This window comes from Candidatus Hydrogenedentota bacterium (genome assembly GCA_016791475.1).
Lineage (GTDB): Bacteria > Hydrogenedentota > Hydrogenedentia > Hydrogenedentales > JAEUWI01 > JAEUWI01.
This window is the reverse complement of record JAEUWI010000024.1, coordinates 11,851-27,236: the sequence shown is the minus strand read 5'-3', so window position 1 is coordinate 27,236 and position 15,386 is coordinate 11,851. Positions and strand designations below refer to the sequence as shown.

At 58.6% G+C, this 15,386-nt stretch carries 10 protein-coding genes and 1 tRNA gene; all 11 read right to left on the bottom strand.

Annotated elements, in window-relative coordinates:
• Positions 1-21 precede the first annotated feature (21 nt).
• Positions 22-2,712 (bottom strand): DEAD/DEAH box helicase family protein, encoded by a 2,691-nt coding sequence (locus JNK74_14180; GenBank protein ID MBL7647330.1) that lies wholly within the window; start codon positions 2,710-2,712, stop codon positions 22-24.
• A 12-nt stretch (positions 2,713-2,724) separates the two neighbouring features.
• Complete coding sequence (locus JNK74_14175) at positions 2,725-3,198, bottom strand: DUF4411 family protein (GenBank protein ID MBL7647329.1); 474 nt, start codon at positions 3,196-3,198, stop codon at positions 2,725-2,727.
• The gene (locus tag JNK74_14170; GenBank protein ID MBL7647328.1) at positions 3,195-4,385 is read right to left on the bottom strand and encodes an ImmA/IrrE family metallo-endopeptidase; all 1,191 of its coding nucleotides are present in this window, start codon (positions 4,383-4,385) and stop codon (positions 3,195-3,197) included. Before JNK74_14170 ends, JNK74_14175 begins: the two co-directional genes overlap by 4 nt.
• Positions 4,386-4,614: 229 nt before the next feature.
• Positions 4,615-4,836, bottom strand: coding sequence for a hypothetical protein (locus JNK74_14165; protein ID MBL7647327.1), 222 nt, complete (start codon positions 4,834-4,836; stop codon positions 4,615-4,617).
• Positions 4,833-7,100: a site-specific DNA-methyltransferase gene (locus tag JNK74_14160; protein ID MBL7647326.1), complete on the bottom strand. Its 2,268-nt coding sequence runs from the start codon at positions 7,098-7,100 to the stop codon at positions 4,833-4,835. Before JNK74_14160 ends, JNK74_14165 begins: the two co-directional genes overlap by 4 nt.
• A 333-nt stretch (positions 7,101-7,433) precedes the next feature.
• Positions 7,434-7,841 (bottom strand): GntR family transcriptional regulator, encoded by a 408-nt coding sequence (locus tag JNK74_14155; GenBank protein ID MBL7647325.1) that lies wholly within the window; start codon positions 7,839-7,841, stop codon positions 7,434-7,436.
• Between the two features lie 1,085 nt (positions 7,842-8,926).
• Positions 8,927-9,003, bottom strand: a tRNA-Val gene (locus JNK74_14150).
• Positions 9,004-9,085: 82 nt separating this feature from the next.
• Positions 9,086-9,865, bottom strand: coding sequence for a YceI family protein (locus JNK74_14145; protein ID MBL7647324.1), 780 nt, complete (start codon positions 9,863-9,865; stop codon positions 9,086-9,088).
• 170 nt (positions 9,866-10,035) lie between these two features.
• Positions 10,036-11,598, bottom strand: coding sequence for a Gfo/Idh/MocA family oxidoreductase (locus JNK74_14140; GenBank protein ID MBL7647323.1), 1,563 nt, complete (start codon positions 11,596-11,598; stop codon positions 10,036-10,038).
• A 507-nt stretch (positions 11,599-12,105) separates the two neighbouring features.
• Positions 12,106-12,621 carry a peptidoglycan-associated lipoprotein Pal gene (pal, locus tag JNK74_14135; GenBank protein MBL7647322.1) on the bottom strand — a complete coding sequence of 172 codons (516 nt, stop codon included), beginning with the start codon at positions 12,619-12,621 and terminating at the stop codon, positions 12,106-12,108.
• A gap of 405 nt (positions 12,622-13,026) precedes the next feature.
• Positions 13,027-15,378: an FAD:protein FMN transferase gene (locus tag JNK74_14130; protein ID MBL7647321.1), complete on the bottom strand. Its 2,352-nt coding sequence runs from the start codon at positions 15,376-15,378 to the stop codon at positions 13,027-13,029.
• Positions 15,379-15,386 lie beyond the last annotated feature (8 nt).

Below are 15,386 nucleotides of genomic sequence, written 5' to 3'. Positions count from 1 at the left end.
TTGGCCCAGGGGAGAAGCATCCTATGCGTTGTGAAAGTCCAGGAAGCCATCGAGCAGTTCCTTAAAGCTCGCAGGTCCGTACTTCTCGAAGCTCGCCTGATCTACGAATACGAACCCATACACAACGTCCTGTTGGGCGCGATTAATGTCTTCGCACCACTGGCGGAGCCGGGCCATCTTGTTCGGCACGTCTTCGTCGACCAAGCCCTTGGTTTCGACGATGATTACCCGACCGTCCTTGAGCTTCACGATAAAGTCGGGGTGGTAGTTGGACAGGTCGCCGTCGGCTTTTACATAGTCAAGTTTGAAGTTGATAGCCAGATAGTTCTTCGCGAAGGATACCACGTCGTCGCAGGCGTCCAGAAAGGCGGCGAATTCGAGTTCGAAATGGCTGTCGCCAATGATGCGGTTAAAGGGGCTCTTCTTCGGCATCAGGAAGCCCTGTTCCTTCGCGACGAAGGGTCGTGTCTCACGGAGCTTGATGTAGTCGCGGATTTCGGCATCGCCGCGCTCCTGGACCGTGAGTTCGTTGATGCCTTTCTTGAATGAATCGAAGATGGTCTTGGTCGCGGCGAGTTCGGAGAGGTTGCGCAGCGTATTCGGATGCTCCAGATCGACCGACTTCCCAAAGAGTTCATCCTGGACGAAGCCTTTCATCTTGCCGTAGAGCACGTCATAGCCGCTGAATAGTTTCAAATCCTTCATGATGGCCCGGGCGAAGTAGCCGATGACGCTGCGGTAATCGGCGATGCCCGCCGCGTCCAACACGGTTGTGTGGGTGATCTCGCCCGTGGTGATGTCCTTGAAGACGATTTCGCGCTGCTCTTCTTCGGTGAACTCGTGATACGCAACGGTCTGATGCCCCAGCCGTCCGATATCGAGGTGACTGAGGTTCTTGTATTCGCGATACATACGGGGGGAGAGCACGGGGATGGCGATATCGAGGACGTCCAGATTTTTCTTTTCGTTCTCCCGCTCCACCTCCACCATGAGCGGCGTCTTGGCGGCCGTGCCCTCGCCCATGGCCTTGCGCTCCAGCTCCACGCCTTCCGCCTGGATGGACTCCACGAAGTCGATGAAGGCGTCGGTGCCGATGACGCTCACGTACTCCGTGACATTGCCCGCGTACATCTTGCGCAGGCCCCGACCCAGGGTTTGCTCCGGCAGGATGTTGCTCTTGGCGGAATAGGCCCGCAACCCAACGATGGTGGTTACATTGCGCACGTCCCAGCCTTCTTTCAGCATCATGACGGAGACAATCGCCTTGCAGGGGCTGTCGCCCCGATCAATCTCGTTGGACTGTTTCCGCAGCAGTTCCAGCTCTTCCTTCGCCTTGCCGGAGGACGACTCGGAGATCTCGCCGTTGTTCTTCGTGTGGATCACCAGCACCGCACCCTCTTCGCCCAGTTCCGGGCAAGTCTTGCGCAAGTACTCCGCAACGTCATCACAATTGCGTGTGTCGTCCGTCATGACGAAGAGCACGGCCTTTTTGCTTACTTTGGCGTGCTCCAGGCTGGCCTTGCGCCACTCCACCACGCCCAAATCCAGATAGTCCGCGTAGCGCTCGGTAAACTTCACGCTCTGGCGCTCGGACAGCTTCGCGCGGCTCGCCGCATCGGGAACGACCGGGTGCTTCACCACGTTCTGCTTGATCGCCTCCACCAGCGGATAGTCCGAAATAGTCTGCACGAAAATCGCGCCATTGTTGTGCCGGGGCGTCGCCGTCACGTCGAGTTGGAGCGAGAGCGCGCCGTCCTTCTGTAACAGCCGATTGTGGATGTCCTGAATCGACTTGAACCACGCCATCTTCGGATCGTGGATGTGGTGGGCCTCGTCGTTCAGCACCATCAGCTCGTCGATGTCGCGCACGATCATCCCCAGGTCCACTTTGGAGTCCGTCGTCGCGCCCGTGGGGCGCTTGCCGAGGAAATAGTCCATCGTGTCGTAGTCATCGGGCGAAGGGGGGATGTCCTCGCCCGTATAGACCCGGTGGATGTTCGTCAGGAAGATATTGCCCGTGTGCTGGGTGACCCGTACCTCGTCCTGCACGTGGAGGGTCAACTGGAAGTCGTTCCGCCAGTCGCGACCGTCCACGCCGTTGTCCGGGATGACCGGATCCTCCCAGAAGATGCGCAGGCCCTGAAAATCCTTGTAAATGCGGTCCAGCACGATGATATTCGGCGCGATGACGAGAAAATTGCGCGCCAGGTCCGAGTCGGGCTCATATAGTTTATGAAAGAAGCTCCAGGCCAGCGCCAGGCTCATCACCTTCGTCTTGCCGCTGCCCGTGGCCATTTTGATCACAAAGCGCCGCCACGTCTCGTCGAACATGCCGCCGGAAACCAGTCCGCTGCCGTCGAAGCGCATGAGGTCGTGCTTGTCCTGCGCGCCCACCACGTCGTGGAGATAGATGACGGTCTCCAAGGCTTCCCGCTGAGCAAAGTAGTACTCGAATTCCTCCATGGCGCCATAGGCCCGCTCCAGCAAGTGGGGCGTCTCAAACCACCACGTCAGCAGGCTCCGGCTCGTCTCCGCCGCGCCCGCGTAGCCGCCATCACGCCACTCCTTCACCTTCCGGCGCAATTGCGGCACCAGCGGCGGCATGAGCTTTTCCATGCTGGATTCGCGCAGTGCCTCATCGGCGGGAAACCAGCGGACAGAAGGGTCCAGGATAACGTGGGGGGATTCGGGGAATAGGGGATGGAGTGCCATTTATACGTGCCCTCAAAAGCGCCAGTTTTCGCGTTCCATGAACCCTTCGAGATCGGTACATTCAACCTCAAAGTGTTCACAGACGTTGGGGATCTTAGCTGCATTGGGCGTATGCCTTTCCAACGTCACCACACAGCCATTCTCGACGCATTTTGCACGCGCAATTACAAACGGGTCGGCCACGGCCTTCCCTTGAAGGCGCTCCTTGCTTCGGATCATCGCTTGAAAGTGCTGGACCTTGAATATCTCCGCAACGACTTGGAGTTCTGCGGACGTTGGCATTGCAAATAATTCTCCGTTGAGTTTGCACCAATTCGACAGTTCATCGTCGCGCCCTATCAGTTCCTTGAGGGCTTCTCGCGTGGACGTTATCTGGCCGTTCGCCACGTAGTCGTCAAACTGCTGCCAGAGTGAAGGGAAGCGTCTCCGATAGTAGTGGCGGAAAAGATGAATCAGTGGGCTGCTGTCGAAGACATAGACGGTCACGTTGTTGCCCCACGCTTGAAGAGCCAATTCTCCATTCCAGGAACGTTCTTCGTACTGTCCCCAAGATAGTCGGCAGCTTGGTCAACCGAAATGCGCCCCTGATGGTAATTTCTAAAAACCGCCTCGACATACCGCACACCGAGATAAGTTCCTCTGGTAGGAAAGTGCAATCCACCGCTGGTTCCGCGCTTCTTGAGTTCCTTCGCCCATTGCTGGACCTTTGAATCGTAGTAGGCCGCGTCAATACGACCCTGATCGAGAAACCGCCGCAAGATAGTCTCACGGCTTACGCAGTAAAGTCCCGCCAAGGTTTCGAGGGTATTGTCATCGACAACCAACCCACGTGAACGTGCACGAAAGTCATCTGCCGGAACCAGGAATTCAGCCGCAAACCGATTGCAAAGCACCTCAATTCGCTTATTGTCTCCGGAGAGATGTTGGATATAGTCGTCATGCCGTGTATCCACTCCGCCCGTATGCATCAGCAGGTGGGCGAGTTCGTGGAAGAGGGTAAAGATCTGCCTTGTCTTTGGCTTGTTGTTGTTTACATAAATGATAGGAAATTCGGGGTCATAAAGACAGAAGCCGGATATAGGACAATCTTCCGCTGGACCCTTCTTCTTGCCGGTGGAATTAAAAGTGTCCTTGAAGACGAATACTCCGACCTCTTCCAAGATGTCCCGCCAGTATTTCATGGCATCGTCGGTACTACGCCATGCCAATTGCCGGTCAAGCGAAACGCCAAGATAGTCGCGTACTCGGGAGGCCATCTCGACTGCATTGATCGACGGGGAAAAGCGAAGATCCCGAATTATCTTTCGGTTCGCCGGATTGTTCTCGTCATACAGCTCGCCAAGATTAAGTTGGAGCACGCGCGCCTTGCGGAGAAGGAATCGAACTCGCGCGGGAATGCGGTCCAATTCGAATTCTGGCAACGTGCGGAAGGTTTGCTCAATCGTCTCCTCCGCCGGGGGCTCTGGAAAAAAGAAAAGCGCAAGTGGACGCTTATAAATATCATACGCCAGCTTCTCCAACTGAACATAGGTCGGATACGCCTCTCCGCGTTCCCATGACTCGACTAGCGCGACATCCTTCTTCATCCGCGCCGCCACATCTTCCAGGGACATATGCTGACACTCGCGTGCCCATCGCAACACATCGGGATTAAGGGGGATAGGTTCGGTCATGCGCGAGCCTCCTTACCTGATATCGTAACACTTTCGGCAACTTTCGTCGCAAGCGATCTCGCATTGCCGACCATGCCCTCGTAAATGCCTCGGACATTCCGTCCATAAGCGATGAAAGTTAACGAGGTTTGCTCGCTTGCGTTCGCTTCGCTCGCGCCTGAGCTACGATATGCTATCCCGTTGGGACTATTCGGCAGGACGAACAACCGCAAACTATCAAGATTCGTGTTCATTCGTGTCCATTCGTGGTTCTCTCTCTATCCTTCGCGGCCGACAACTCGCGCCGTAGATCCAACTCGTGCGCTTTCAAAGACTCGAGGTGCATCTGGCCCGCGTTGCCGAAATCTGGGGCCGATTCAAACTCCCGCAGAATCTCAGCAAGTTCGGCCAGTTGCTCCGCTATCTCCGAGGCCAATCGCGGGCCGTTGAAGTCGAATTTCATCTTGCTCATACCCGCACCTCCACTATCGTCATCGTGTCATTCCCGAAGATATCCACCACCTTCACCGCGATCTTCCTTCGGCCGGGCTGGCATTCGTGGGCCACGCTGGTCAGTTCCAGGCTGCGGTCTTTCTTCGTGCGGAAGCTCTGCCACTCGTTCTCGAAGATGTAGTCGCCCGTCCAGCGCTCTTCCCACTCGCCCGTGTCTTCGTTGGCCACGCGGACGATCTCGCGCTTGCTCTCGTAGTTGAAGTCCACCGCCCAGTAGTCGATCCAGTCGGTCCAGCTCTGGGTCAGTTGCTCCCGCGTGATGATGCCGTCCTTGTCCTTGTTGACCTTCACGATCTGGCCCTTTTCCACCACCACCTTGCTGCCCTTGGGCTTCAGGGCCGTCGCCGCTTCGTCCGTGGAGCCCTGGGAGTAGAACACGGAGAAATCGGTGAGCTGCACCGCCACCGCCTTCTTCTTCACGATGGGCTTCACCTCGATGAAGGACACATCGTGAAACACCACCTGGTTCTTCTCCACCGCCCGCTTGTCGAAGACCTCCGCGGGGATGTACTTCGGCGCGATATCGATGCCCTTGTTCCGCGCCTCGTCCAGCACGTTGGGGAAGAGCCCCATCTCGAATTCAAAGCCGAGGATATCGACCTTGGTGACGTGGCGCTTCCGACACTCGACGATGACCTCCTCCACGAAATTGCGCGCCACCGGCAAATTCACCGGCCCCACCACCACCATGCGCCCGGCCTTCTTCCCGTGGAAGGGGCCGCCGCCCTCCGCCTTCTGTGCGCGGTAGGCCTTCAGGATCAGTTCCAGGAAAGCCGCCTCCTTCTCCTCCAGTTGCCGCCGCTGCTCCGCCTCGCGCAGGTTCGGGTTCACGCCGATGTAGTGCTGGCGCTCGTAGCGGCCGAGGTTCAAGATCTCGAAGGCGCGGTAGCCCTTGCCCTCCGCCTTCAAGGCCCGCTGCACGCCGATCATCCGCTTCCGCGTTGTGTGGATGCCGAATTTTCCCAGATCACTCGCTATCCACCGACGCCCCAGCTTCTCCGCCACCGCCGCAGTCGTCCCGGAACCGCAGAAGAAATCGGCGACGAGATCGCCTTCGTTGGATGAGGCTTTGATGATGCGTTCGAGGAGAGCTTCGGGTTTTTGAGTGGGGTAGCGATGAGATTCTTTCGAACCACCAGCCAAATACTTTATATCGGTCCAAAGATCACTAAGGGGAACACCGGGCATTTCATCGAGAAACATTATTCGACAGCGCTTTATTGGATTGCCGTCTTTTCCAAGTTTTACTCTGCCATGGCTTTCTGGCACCTCTGTTTGTGGGGCATTCCAAAGTTTTTCCATGTTTTCCGGTGTAGAACGCCACCTGGCTTTTGTGCCGTGAAAATCATACTCAGCCATCTTGCCCTGAGGATCAAGCATGTTCTCGGCCTTGTAATATCTGCCCGACGGGAGAAGCCTCCATTCCGCCGTAATATACTCATCAGTGTAAGGAGTATATAGTGTATTAAGAGCTGCTCGCTCGCTTCTAGAGTAGAAGTATACCGTGTCCTTAACCCTACCGTATCTGCCCGTGGCATCATTATGCGAAGATGTCCTCAACCAAGTAACTTCACTCCGGAAATTCCCTCGCCCAAAAACTTCATCCATCGCAAGCCGAATTAGGGAATTTACACGTGTTTCACAATGCACGTAGATACTTCCATCGTCCGCCATCAAATCCTTCATCAGCACCAGCCGCTCGTAAATCATCGCGATAAACGAATCAGCGCCTTTGCCCCACGTGTCGCGGTAGGCGATTTCTTCGAGGATGCTGGGCTTCTTGGTGAAGGTGTCGCCGCCGATCTCGATGTCCATGGAGAAATCGGCCCCCACGTCGAAGGGCGGGTCGATGTAGATGAGCTTGAGGCCGCCATGGTCTTCGATGTGCTGGCGCAGGGGGCCGTTTTTCAGGCTGGCGAGGATGAGCTTGTTGTCGCCCCAGATGAGCTTGTTGGTCCAGCCGGTAATCTGGCGGCCCCGCGCGTCGAAGAGGTCCATCTGGGGGGCCGTGTCTTCCGGTTTCTCCGCCCGGGGCTCGTCCACGTGCTCGATGACCTGGAAGGGGAGAACGATGTTGCAGACCTCGTTGGTCTTGCCGTTCCACACCAGCTCCACCTCGCGCTTGTCGTCGAAGAGCAGGAAGCGGTACTTCTCCGGCAGGGGCTTGTCCGCCTCAATAAAGCGGATGACTTCCTGTTGCTCCTGTTCCGTCAGCCTGGGCATGAATCTCCCCTTCCGCGTGCAATGCTACCGCCGTGACTTGTTTGTGGGTTCCGGGCGCTATTATGGCCCATTTGATGGGGGAGCTTCCACGCCCCGCGCGCCGCCGTAGTAGCGGACAAGGTTTCGTGCTTCGATGACGTTCATGTGAGTGCCCTTTCTTTTGTAGTTCGCCGCAGTCACTTCCAAGCCAGTCGGGCAAGGAATGTGGCATCCGCCGTTGGCGTACCTCCGGCCCGTCCCGGTTGTGAATCACAGGCGGGACGCCTGTGCCACATGCTCCGTTCTGACTCTTGAGATTCTATTGTCAGTGATTGATTGCAATTTCTTCGGACCCTAATCTGGCGCTATGGCCGCCACTTCCGCCTCGACCATGGCCACCAGCTCCTCATAGCCCATCCCGAGTCGGCCTGCCTCCACCACGAGGCTTCGGATGAGGGGGGCCAGACGCCGCCGCTGCTCCTCGCTGGTATAGGCCGTGCGGCGTGCGGCGATGAAGGTGCCCCGGCCCCGTTGGGTCTGGAACACGCCCTCCATCTCCAGTTGCTGGTACACCCGCGCGACCGTGGTGGGGTTGAGCTTGAGCTCCGCCGCCAGGGCGCGCACGGAGGGGATCTTCGTGCCGGGTTCCAGCGTGCCGCTGATCACCTGGTACTTGATCTGCTCCAGCATCTGGGCCGAAATGGGGATGCCCGCGTTATGGTCGATCTTGAGGTAAATGGCATGTGCTCCAAGTGTACACAAACAAATCATACACTGTGTACGGAAATAACGCAAGAGAAACTATAGGGCGCCACGGCGCAGCCAACAGCCGCAACCAGGTTTTTCACCACGAAGATACGAAGGGCACGAAGAAGAGAGCGGGAAAGAAGCGTCACTACGACTACTCGTCATGGCTTGATACGGCAACAAGAGTGCGCACGGCTGGGAGCGCAGGCGTCCCCGCCTGCAACGCACCGAAGGTGGGTCTAATGCGCAGTGTGGTTATCTATATTAATCACGATCATCGTGAAGTACTATGTCTTTGGAGTTCATCCGGTTTGAGCGTACATTCTCGTTCGGACAGGAAATACTCTGAGCATTCTTTGCTTCTATGTGAGTCAGGGAGTTTCATCAAGATCAGGTCACCGCGCGTGATTGGTGTTCATTTTCAATCTTTGGCCCGGAGGGGCAGCGGAACTTAGTTCGCCGCGGCGAATGGAGCCTGAGCGGAACCCTGGGTTCTGGAATATCCATCACCTGAACCCCCCGGAGGGGGGTGACGGAGAGTTTTGCAAAGTAACGTATTCTCGCTACTGGGTGCGGCTCTTTGAACGTGTCCCCATCGTATGTAGTATTAATCCTTTTGCGTGGTCTCCGCCGCCCCCTTCGGGGCTGGAGTGGGATTCCAATCGAGATCCCAAGGTTCCGCTCGTACCTCGCTCCACCTTGGGCTAAGTTCCGCAGCCCCTCCGGGGCCAAAGCATTCGTCAAGCAAGTACTTTCAGATCGTTGCGGAGTTCGCCACGAAGGAGAATGTACGCTCAACCCTGATGAACCGTCTTTGGAATCAACCCATGCACCAACGGTGTATGATGCATGCGAGACGCCTGAGCTCCCAACGGTACCCGATCACTTTGCAGGGTCAGGATCACGTTGCAACGCTGAAATCACTTCAGACGGCCAAAATGTAACGCATGATCAAATCCTTGACACGGCAACGACTATCGACTTTTCGCGGCCTGAATAAAGCCTGCGTAAGATTGCGGTTTAACTCTTTCTCCCGAATTCAGTGAGCACAATAAAAAAAGCACCGGGAAGCGATGTGCTTCCCGGTGCGGGTACTTAAATGGTGGGCGGTAATGGGATCGAACCATCGACCTCCACGATGTCAACGTGGCGCTCTAACCAACTGAGCTAACCGCCCATTTCAGGGGCTTTCAGGGGCTGTTGAGCCCGCTCAAAGCGATGCGTAGTGTATCAAAGGGCCGTGGCCCGATTCAACCGGTTCAGGACTTTTTCCCGGTGACGTCGAAGTTGATGACCACGTCGTCGCTGATGACGTCGTCAAGCAGGCCGGTGTCGGTCATGCCCCAGGCGCTGCGGAGCACTTTGAACTCGGCCTTGGCCTTAATCTGGTCGCCTTCCAGCGTAATCTCGGCGGGGAAGGTGAGGGGGTAGGCGACGCCGCGCAGGTTGAGGTCGCCGGTGACATCATAGCCTTTGTCGGTTTTGGCGATGGACTTGGAAGTGAAAGTGGCTTCGGGGAACTTGGCGATGTTGAACCAGACTTCGTTCTTGAGGGTCTCGGTGAGGAGGCTGGCGACGCTGAAGAGGCTTTCCATCTTGATGGTGAGGTTGATCTTGGCGGACTCGATGGTGCCGTCGGTCAGTTCGACGGTGCCGGCGTAGTCGTCCCAGCCGCCCTCTTTGTGGCCGGTCACTTTGTAGCCGATGAAGCCGATGTAGTTGTCATCGCTGGGGGCGATGGTGAAGGTGACGGGGGCGCCGGCAGCGGCCTGGGGGGCGGGGGCGGCTTCGGGGGCGGGGGCGGCTTCGGGAGCTGGCGCGGCTTCGGGAGCCGGAGCGGCTTCGGGCGCTGGAGCGGCTTCGGGCGCTGGAGCGGCTTCGGGCGCTGGCGCGGCTTCAGGCGCGGGGGCCGGGGTCGCCGCAGGGGCACCGCCCTGCGTGGCGGAGGGGATGTCCGCGCTGGGCTCGTTGTCGCAGCCGGGGAGTACGGCGACCGCCGCGATGAGGGCGAGGGTGAGCATGCTACTGATGGATTTCATGGTCGTTTCTCCGTTCCCGGGCGCAGTTGTTGAGCCCTTGGGACTCTGGTTTGTTGGGGATGGGCCCTGCCGTGCAGGAGGTTGCCCCCGCAGGGGGCCGGGCTCAAGAATTTCTTGATGGCCCGCCGGGCCGCGCGCGTGGGCGGCCCGGTGGGCTCGATTTAGTGTGTTCAGGCTTTGGCGGGTTCTTCGACGACTTCGATCGCCTTGACTTCGGTGTCGTAGTCGATGGCGGAGGGGGCTTCGAAGTCGAAGGTGGACCATGCGGGATCGATGTCCACGGTCACGCCTTCCTTGATCGCCTTGAGGGCGGCCAGGGAGACGATGGTGGCGCCGAGGCCGACCATTTCGTTCGTGCGCGGACGGGTCTTGCTCTTGATGCACTGGGCGAAGGCGCGGAACTGGTGCACGTCGGCCGTGGTCTCGGAGCCTTCGGCGGCGAACTTGGTGCCGACGAGCGCGTCGTTGCCTTCGAGGCGGCTCTTGGAGTGGGTCACCTTGTAGGCTTCGGCTTCTTCCTTGGACATGTTCTTCACGGCTTCCGCGATGGCGGCCGCTTCTTCGAGCGCCTTGGCCTTCTCTTCGTCGGTGAGCTTCTTGGCCCAGGGCTCCTGGGTGAAGTAGCAGCCGGAGGCTTCGGTCAGTTCGACCGCGCCCTTGTCGCCCATGAAGGTTTCGGAAGCGCCCTTCTTGGCGTTGGCCAGGATGCTGGAGTAGAAGCAGCGGATGGTGTAGGGCTTGTTGATCTCGCGGATATTCTGATAATCGTTGCGACCGTCGATGCTGATGAAGTTGCCGTTGCTGCGGCCCACTTCGTAGTCATAGATGACGGAGATGTTGTCGGCGCAGGTGCGGCCGTCGCGCCAGTAGTCGATGCCGCCGGAGGCGTAGACTTTCTTGGGCAGGGTGCCGGCGAACCAGTTGGCCACGTCGACGGAGTGGGTGAGGAGCTCGGTGCACAGGCCGCCGGAAAGCTCATCGTAGATGCGCCAGTTCAGGTGGTGTTCGATGTCGGTCTTGATGAACAGCTTTTCCTGGTCGTTGAACACGTAGTCGTTGTTCACCACGCGGCGACCGGCGTTGTTGCGGTGCCACTGCATTTCCATGTGGTTGATACGGCCGAGCCAATCCTCTTCGCGGAAGCGCTTCATGGCCAGATTGTAGTTCGGGTTGTAGCGGCGCTGGTGGCCCACCTGAACGAAGAGGCCCTTCTCGTTGGCCTTCTTTACGATGTCGCGGGCGTGCTCGATTTCGTAGCACATGGTCTTTTCGCAGAAGACATAGAGGCCCTTGTCGAGGGCGTACATCGTGGGTTCGTAGTGTTGCGTCAGGCCGGTGGCGATGATGACCGCGTCAAGCTGTTCCTTGTCGATCATCTCTTTGTAGTCGTAGTAGGCGGTCGGCTTGGTGACGGCTTTCAGCTTTTCGATCTGCTCCGGCGTCGGCTTGGAACCATCGGGTACCGTCACCTGGGCGTTGGCGATCCAGGCATTGAGCACGCCGCCCTTCTGGTGGGGAAGGTAGCAATCGGCCACGGCCACTACTTCGATGTCTTCAGTGCCCCAGATGCCGTCCTTCAGGTGGAAGTTGCCCTGGCCGCCGGTGCCGATGCAGCCCACGCGAACCGCGCCGGCGTTCTTGGCATAGGAAAGCGGATTGTAACCCGCCGCGACTGCAAATCCCGCCGTCGCGCCCGCCGCTTTCATGAAATTACGCCGTGTAACTTCGTTCATGACTTCTCCTTTTTAATGCTGGATATGAATCCGCAAAGGTTTGGGCTTGCCCGCGGTGCTTCCGCTCTCGCGGAGGCTCCCGGCGGACGGACCGGGGCGATGTGCCGCAGCCGCTTATCCGATGATCATTAACGTGGTCTTTTGCGAAACCGCACCCGGCCCCTGGGGAAGGAGAGGGGGGCCTGTTTCGATATTTCGGTTTCTTGCGAAGCCCGGGGTCATAGTTTTTCCCCAAGCTTTACGTCGTTCCTTAAACTTCAACACCTTATTATACGAGGCGGCGCAAGGCCCTGTCCAGTTAATCTAACGCGATGTAAACACAACGCTTTTTCAGGGCGCGGCGCTCCGCGTCTGTGCATGCTCACTTCTATAACGATTCAGCGGCGATGTTGTCAGATCGACCGAATTTGCACCGGTTTGGACCTGTTTGATCCATGAACGGTTGCAAAAAAACGGGCGCCCGACCTCGCTGGCCGGGCGCCCCTATCGACGGAGGAAAAGGCGATTTCAGTTCAGCGGCGCGCGCATGAATTCGCAGCGTCGGTTCTGGGCCCAGGCGGCCTCGCTCTGACCGGGGACCGCCGGAGCTTCCTCGCCGTAACTGATCGTCACGAGGCGATCCCCCGGCACGCCGAGCTGGCGCAGGTGATTGCGCACGCTCTGTGCGCGTTTTTCGCCGAGCGCGAGGTTGTACTCCTGCGTGCCGCGCTCGTCGCAGTGGCCCGCAATCTGAACAATCACATTCGGCACTTCCTGGATGAGCTCCGCATTGTGGTCGAGGGTCATCGTGGTGGGCACGGTGAGCGCCGCGCTGTCGAAATCGAAGTAGACGGGCTTCAGTCCTTCGGCGGTGCCGAACTGGCACACGTCCACGTTGGGTAACGCTTCCATGTCCCGGTGTGTCGTGTTGTCGCCGAGTTTCTCGGGCTTGCCTTTGTCTTTGCCGCCGTGACAGCCGGAGGCCGCGAACGTCAGCGCGATCAGGGCCAGGGCGGACAAAGACACGCTAATAGATTGTTGCATGGGTAAAACTCTCCCTGTTTCAGGTTCTGTTTGGTTGGGGATCAGGCGTCGGGGAGTCCGGAGGGGGATCGCGCTTGGACCAATTCGGCGCCTGAATGCGGCCGTATCGCGTGCCCATCACCCCCGGTCTTGTGCTCCATCAACGCACACGAGCATATATACCTGCGACAGGGAAAGAGTTTCAGGGGCTGACGCACATAAGTGAAAAAAAGGCCACCACGGGTGCTTCCCCTGAGTGCGGTGGTTGCGCCGAAAGTCTGGTTGCTCTTTACAACGGCTGGGGCGAAGTTTTGGCAGGTAAAAGTGAATCTGACCGATCTGACCGATCTGACCGATCTGACCGATCAGACCGATCGATCAGATACGTCAGATCGGTCCGATCCGTCTGATCGCCCACGCTCCCACTCAATCCGGAAAGTTAAACTTCGCCGCTTTCGGCTTCCCGTCCACAAGGTCCACTTTGATCGCCTTTACTTCAGGGTGCTTCTCGCACCAGGCCCGCACTTCGTCTTCATTGAAGATCATGAGGGTCTTGCTGAGCACCTCGCCCCAGGCGCCGCTCGGCGTGATGATCATCGTGCCGAGGGTCTCCGCCACAGGATCGCCGGTGCGCGGGTCGAAGATGTGGCTGAAGCGCTTGCCGTCTTTTTCGAACACCCGCCCTTCGCCGGAAGAGGTGGTGAAGGCTTCATCCCGGATGGTCACTTTGTCAATGAAGTTCTCCCCATCCGGATAGGGCTTGTCGATTACAATGGTCCAGCCCTCCGTGCCGGGGGGAGCGCCGATGGCCACGTAGGAGCTGTCACCGCCACTGAGCAGGGCGCTTTCGATGCCGGCCGCCTTGATCATGGGCGCCACCACGTCGAGGGCATAGCCTTTGCCTATGCCGCCGAAGTCGAGGCGCACACCCGGCTGGGTGAACTGTACCATCCGTTTATCGTAGTCCACCTTGACCTTGTCGAAACCCACATTCTGGAGGGTGGCCTGGATTTCCTCCTGGCTCGGGAAATGTTGCTCTTTCCGGTAAACGCCCCAGAGCTTCAAGAGCGGGCCGACGGTCACGTCGAACACGCCGCCCGTCTCTTTATACGCATCCTCCGAAATCCTCAGGAGCTCCAGCAGATCCGGATGGACCTCCACCGGCTCCGTGGCGGCCAGCCTGTTTACTTTGGCCGTGAAGCTGTCCACTTTCCAGTCGCTGATGCGGCGCTCCAGTTCGTCGATGCGATCCAGGGCCGCCATGCCGATATCCGCCAGACTCGTGGCGCTGAATTTATCCGCCGGAGCATAGAGGGTGATCTCGAATTGCGTGGCCATGAGATTGCGGGTGACCACCTGCTTCAGCATCTCTGTCTTCTCTTCCGCGGCATGGGCGGGCGGGAATAGAAGGGCCGCGGCCTCCTCTTTCGGGGCGAGGTTCTTCTTCAGGTCGGCCCAGTTGTCCTTGAGGCCCAGGAAGGCCGCGCCGCACATGACCACCACGGCGGTAGTCAGGGTGACATTCCAGAAGAGGCGCTTGCCGCCCCGAGGCATGGCTTCGCCCATGTAGGACGGGGAATTGAGCAGAATGATGAAGCCCACGATGGCCACGGGCATGAGCGGGGCGGCCAGGGTGGACGCGGTGACGGCGGCGTACCACGGGAAGGGATAGAGCACGCCGAGGACGCCGACGGCGGGCAGCAGGGTGAACCACATCTTGGGTTTGCCCTTGTACTCATAGCCGAAGAGTTCGCACCCGATGAATCCGCTCGCGAGCATGTGAGTGATGATGGTGGAGAAGCCGATGGCGAACATGCCGAGGCCGATCAGCAGGAGGGAGAGCAGCTTGCCGAGGGTGCCCTCAAGCACGGGGAGAATGGCGCGAATGTCCCGGAGGAGCGTGCCGGTGGCGCCGGGTTCCGGGCCGATGGTATTGGCCACGGCGATAATCATGAAGGAGGTGGCGAAAAGGAACGGAATCATCATACCGCTGACGAGATCGAAGTAGGCCAGCTCCTTGTGGGCCTTGCCCCAGTTCTTTTTCAGAAGGGAATAGGGGTAGAGGAAGACCATGTTGATGCCCACGGCGGCCGCGATACCCCCCACAACGGGCTTGACGGCTTCGGGCGGAACTGTGCCCGCCATCAAAGAACTGAAGAAACTGATGCCGGTCACCCCGAGGAAGAGTTCTTTCCAGTTGATGGGCGTGCTGAAGGCCACCAACGCAAAGGCGATGACGATACCCCACACGAGCACCTTTACGAATAGCTCATAGACCTTGAGTCCCTTGGCTCCCTGGTCATAGAGCCGCACCACGAAGCAGGCCGCCGCCAGTACGGTGATGCCGATGAAGCCGCGGCCGACGTTGCTGGAAAGATCCACGCCCACACCGTTGGCCAGTTCGACCACCCCATTGGCGGTGAGAGAATACTGGGGAATGTGCCACAGCACCGTCGCCACCAGCGCCGCAACGCCCCAGGCCAGGGCCATGGCCGGGTGGAGCCGGTCCCAGAAGACGCCATAGGGCTTTTCACCGGTCTGGCACGTCTGCTTGGCCACCGCGGCCAGGACGCACAGTCCCAGAAAAATGGCCAGGGGTTGCACCCAGAGCAGTTGATAACCCATAAGCGAGCCCATGAGCACGCACGAGGCGATCGTGCCCCCGCCCAGGGTCATGGCGCTCTGCATGTACCCCGGTCCGCTCAGCTTGAGGTAACCCTTTACCCGCGAGAGGAGCGGCTTGCCCGCAAGATCGGTTAAGTACTCGTTTTCATTCATGAGACGGT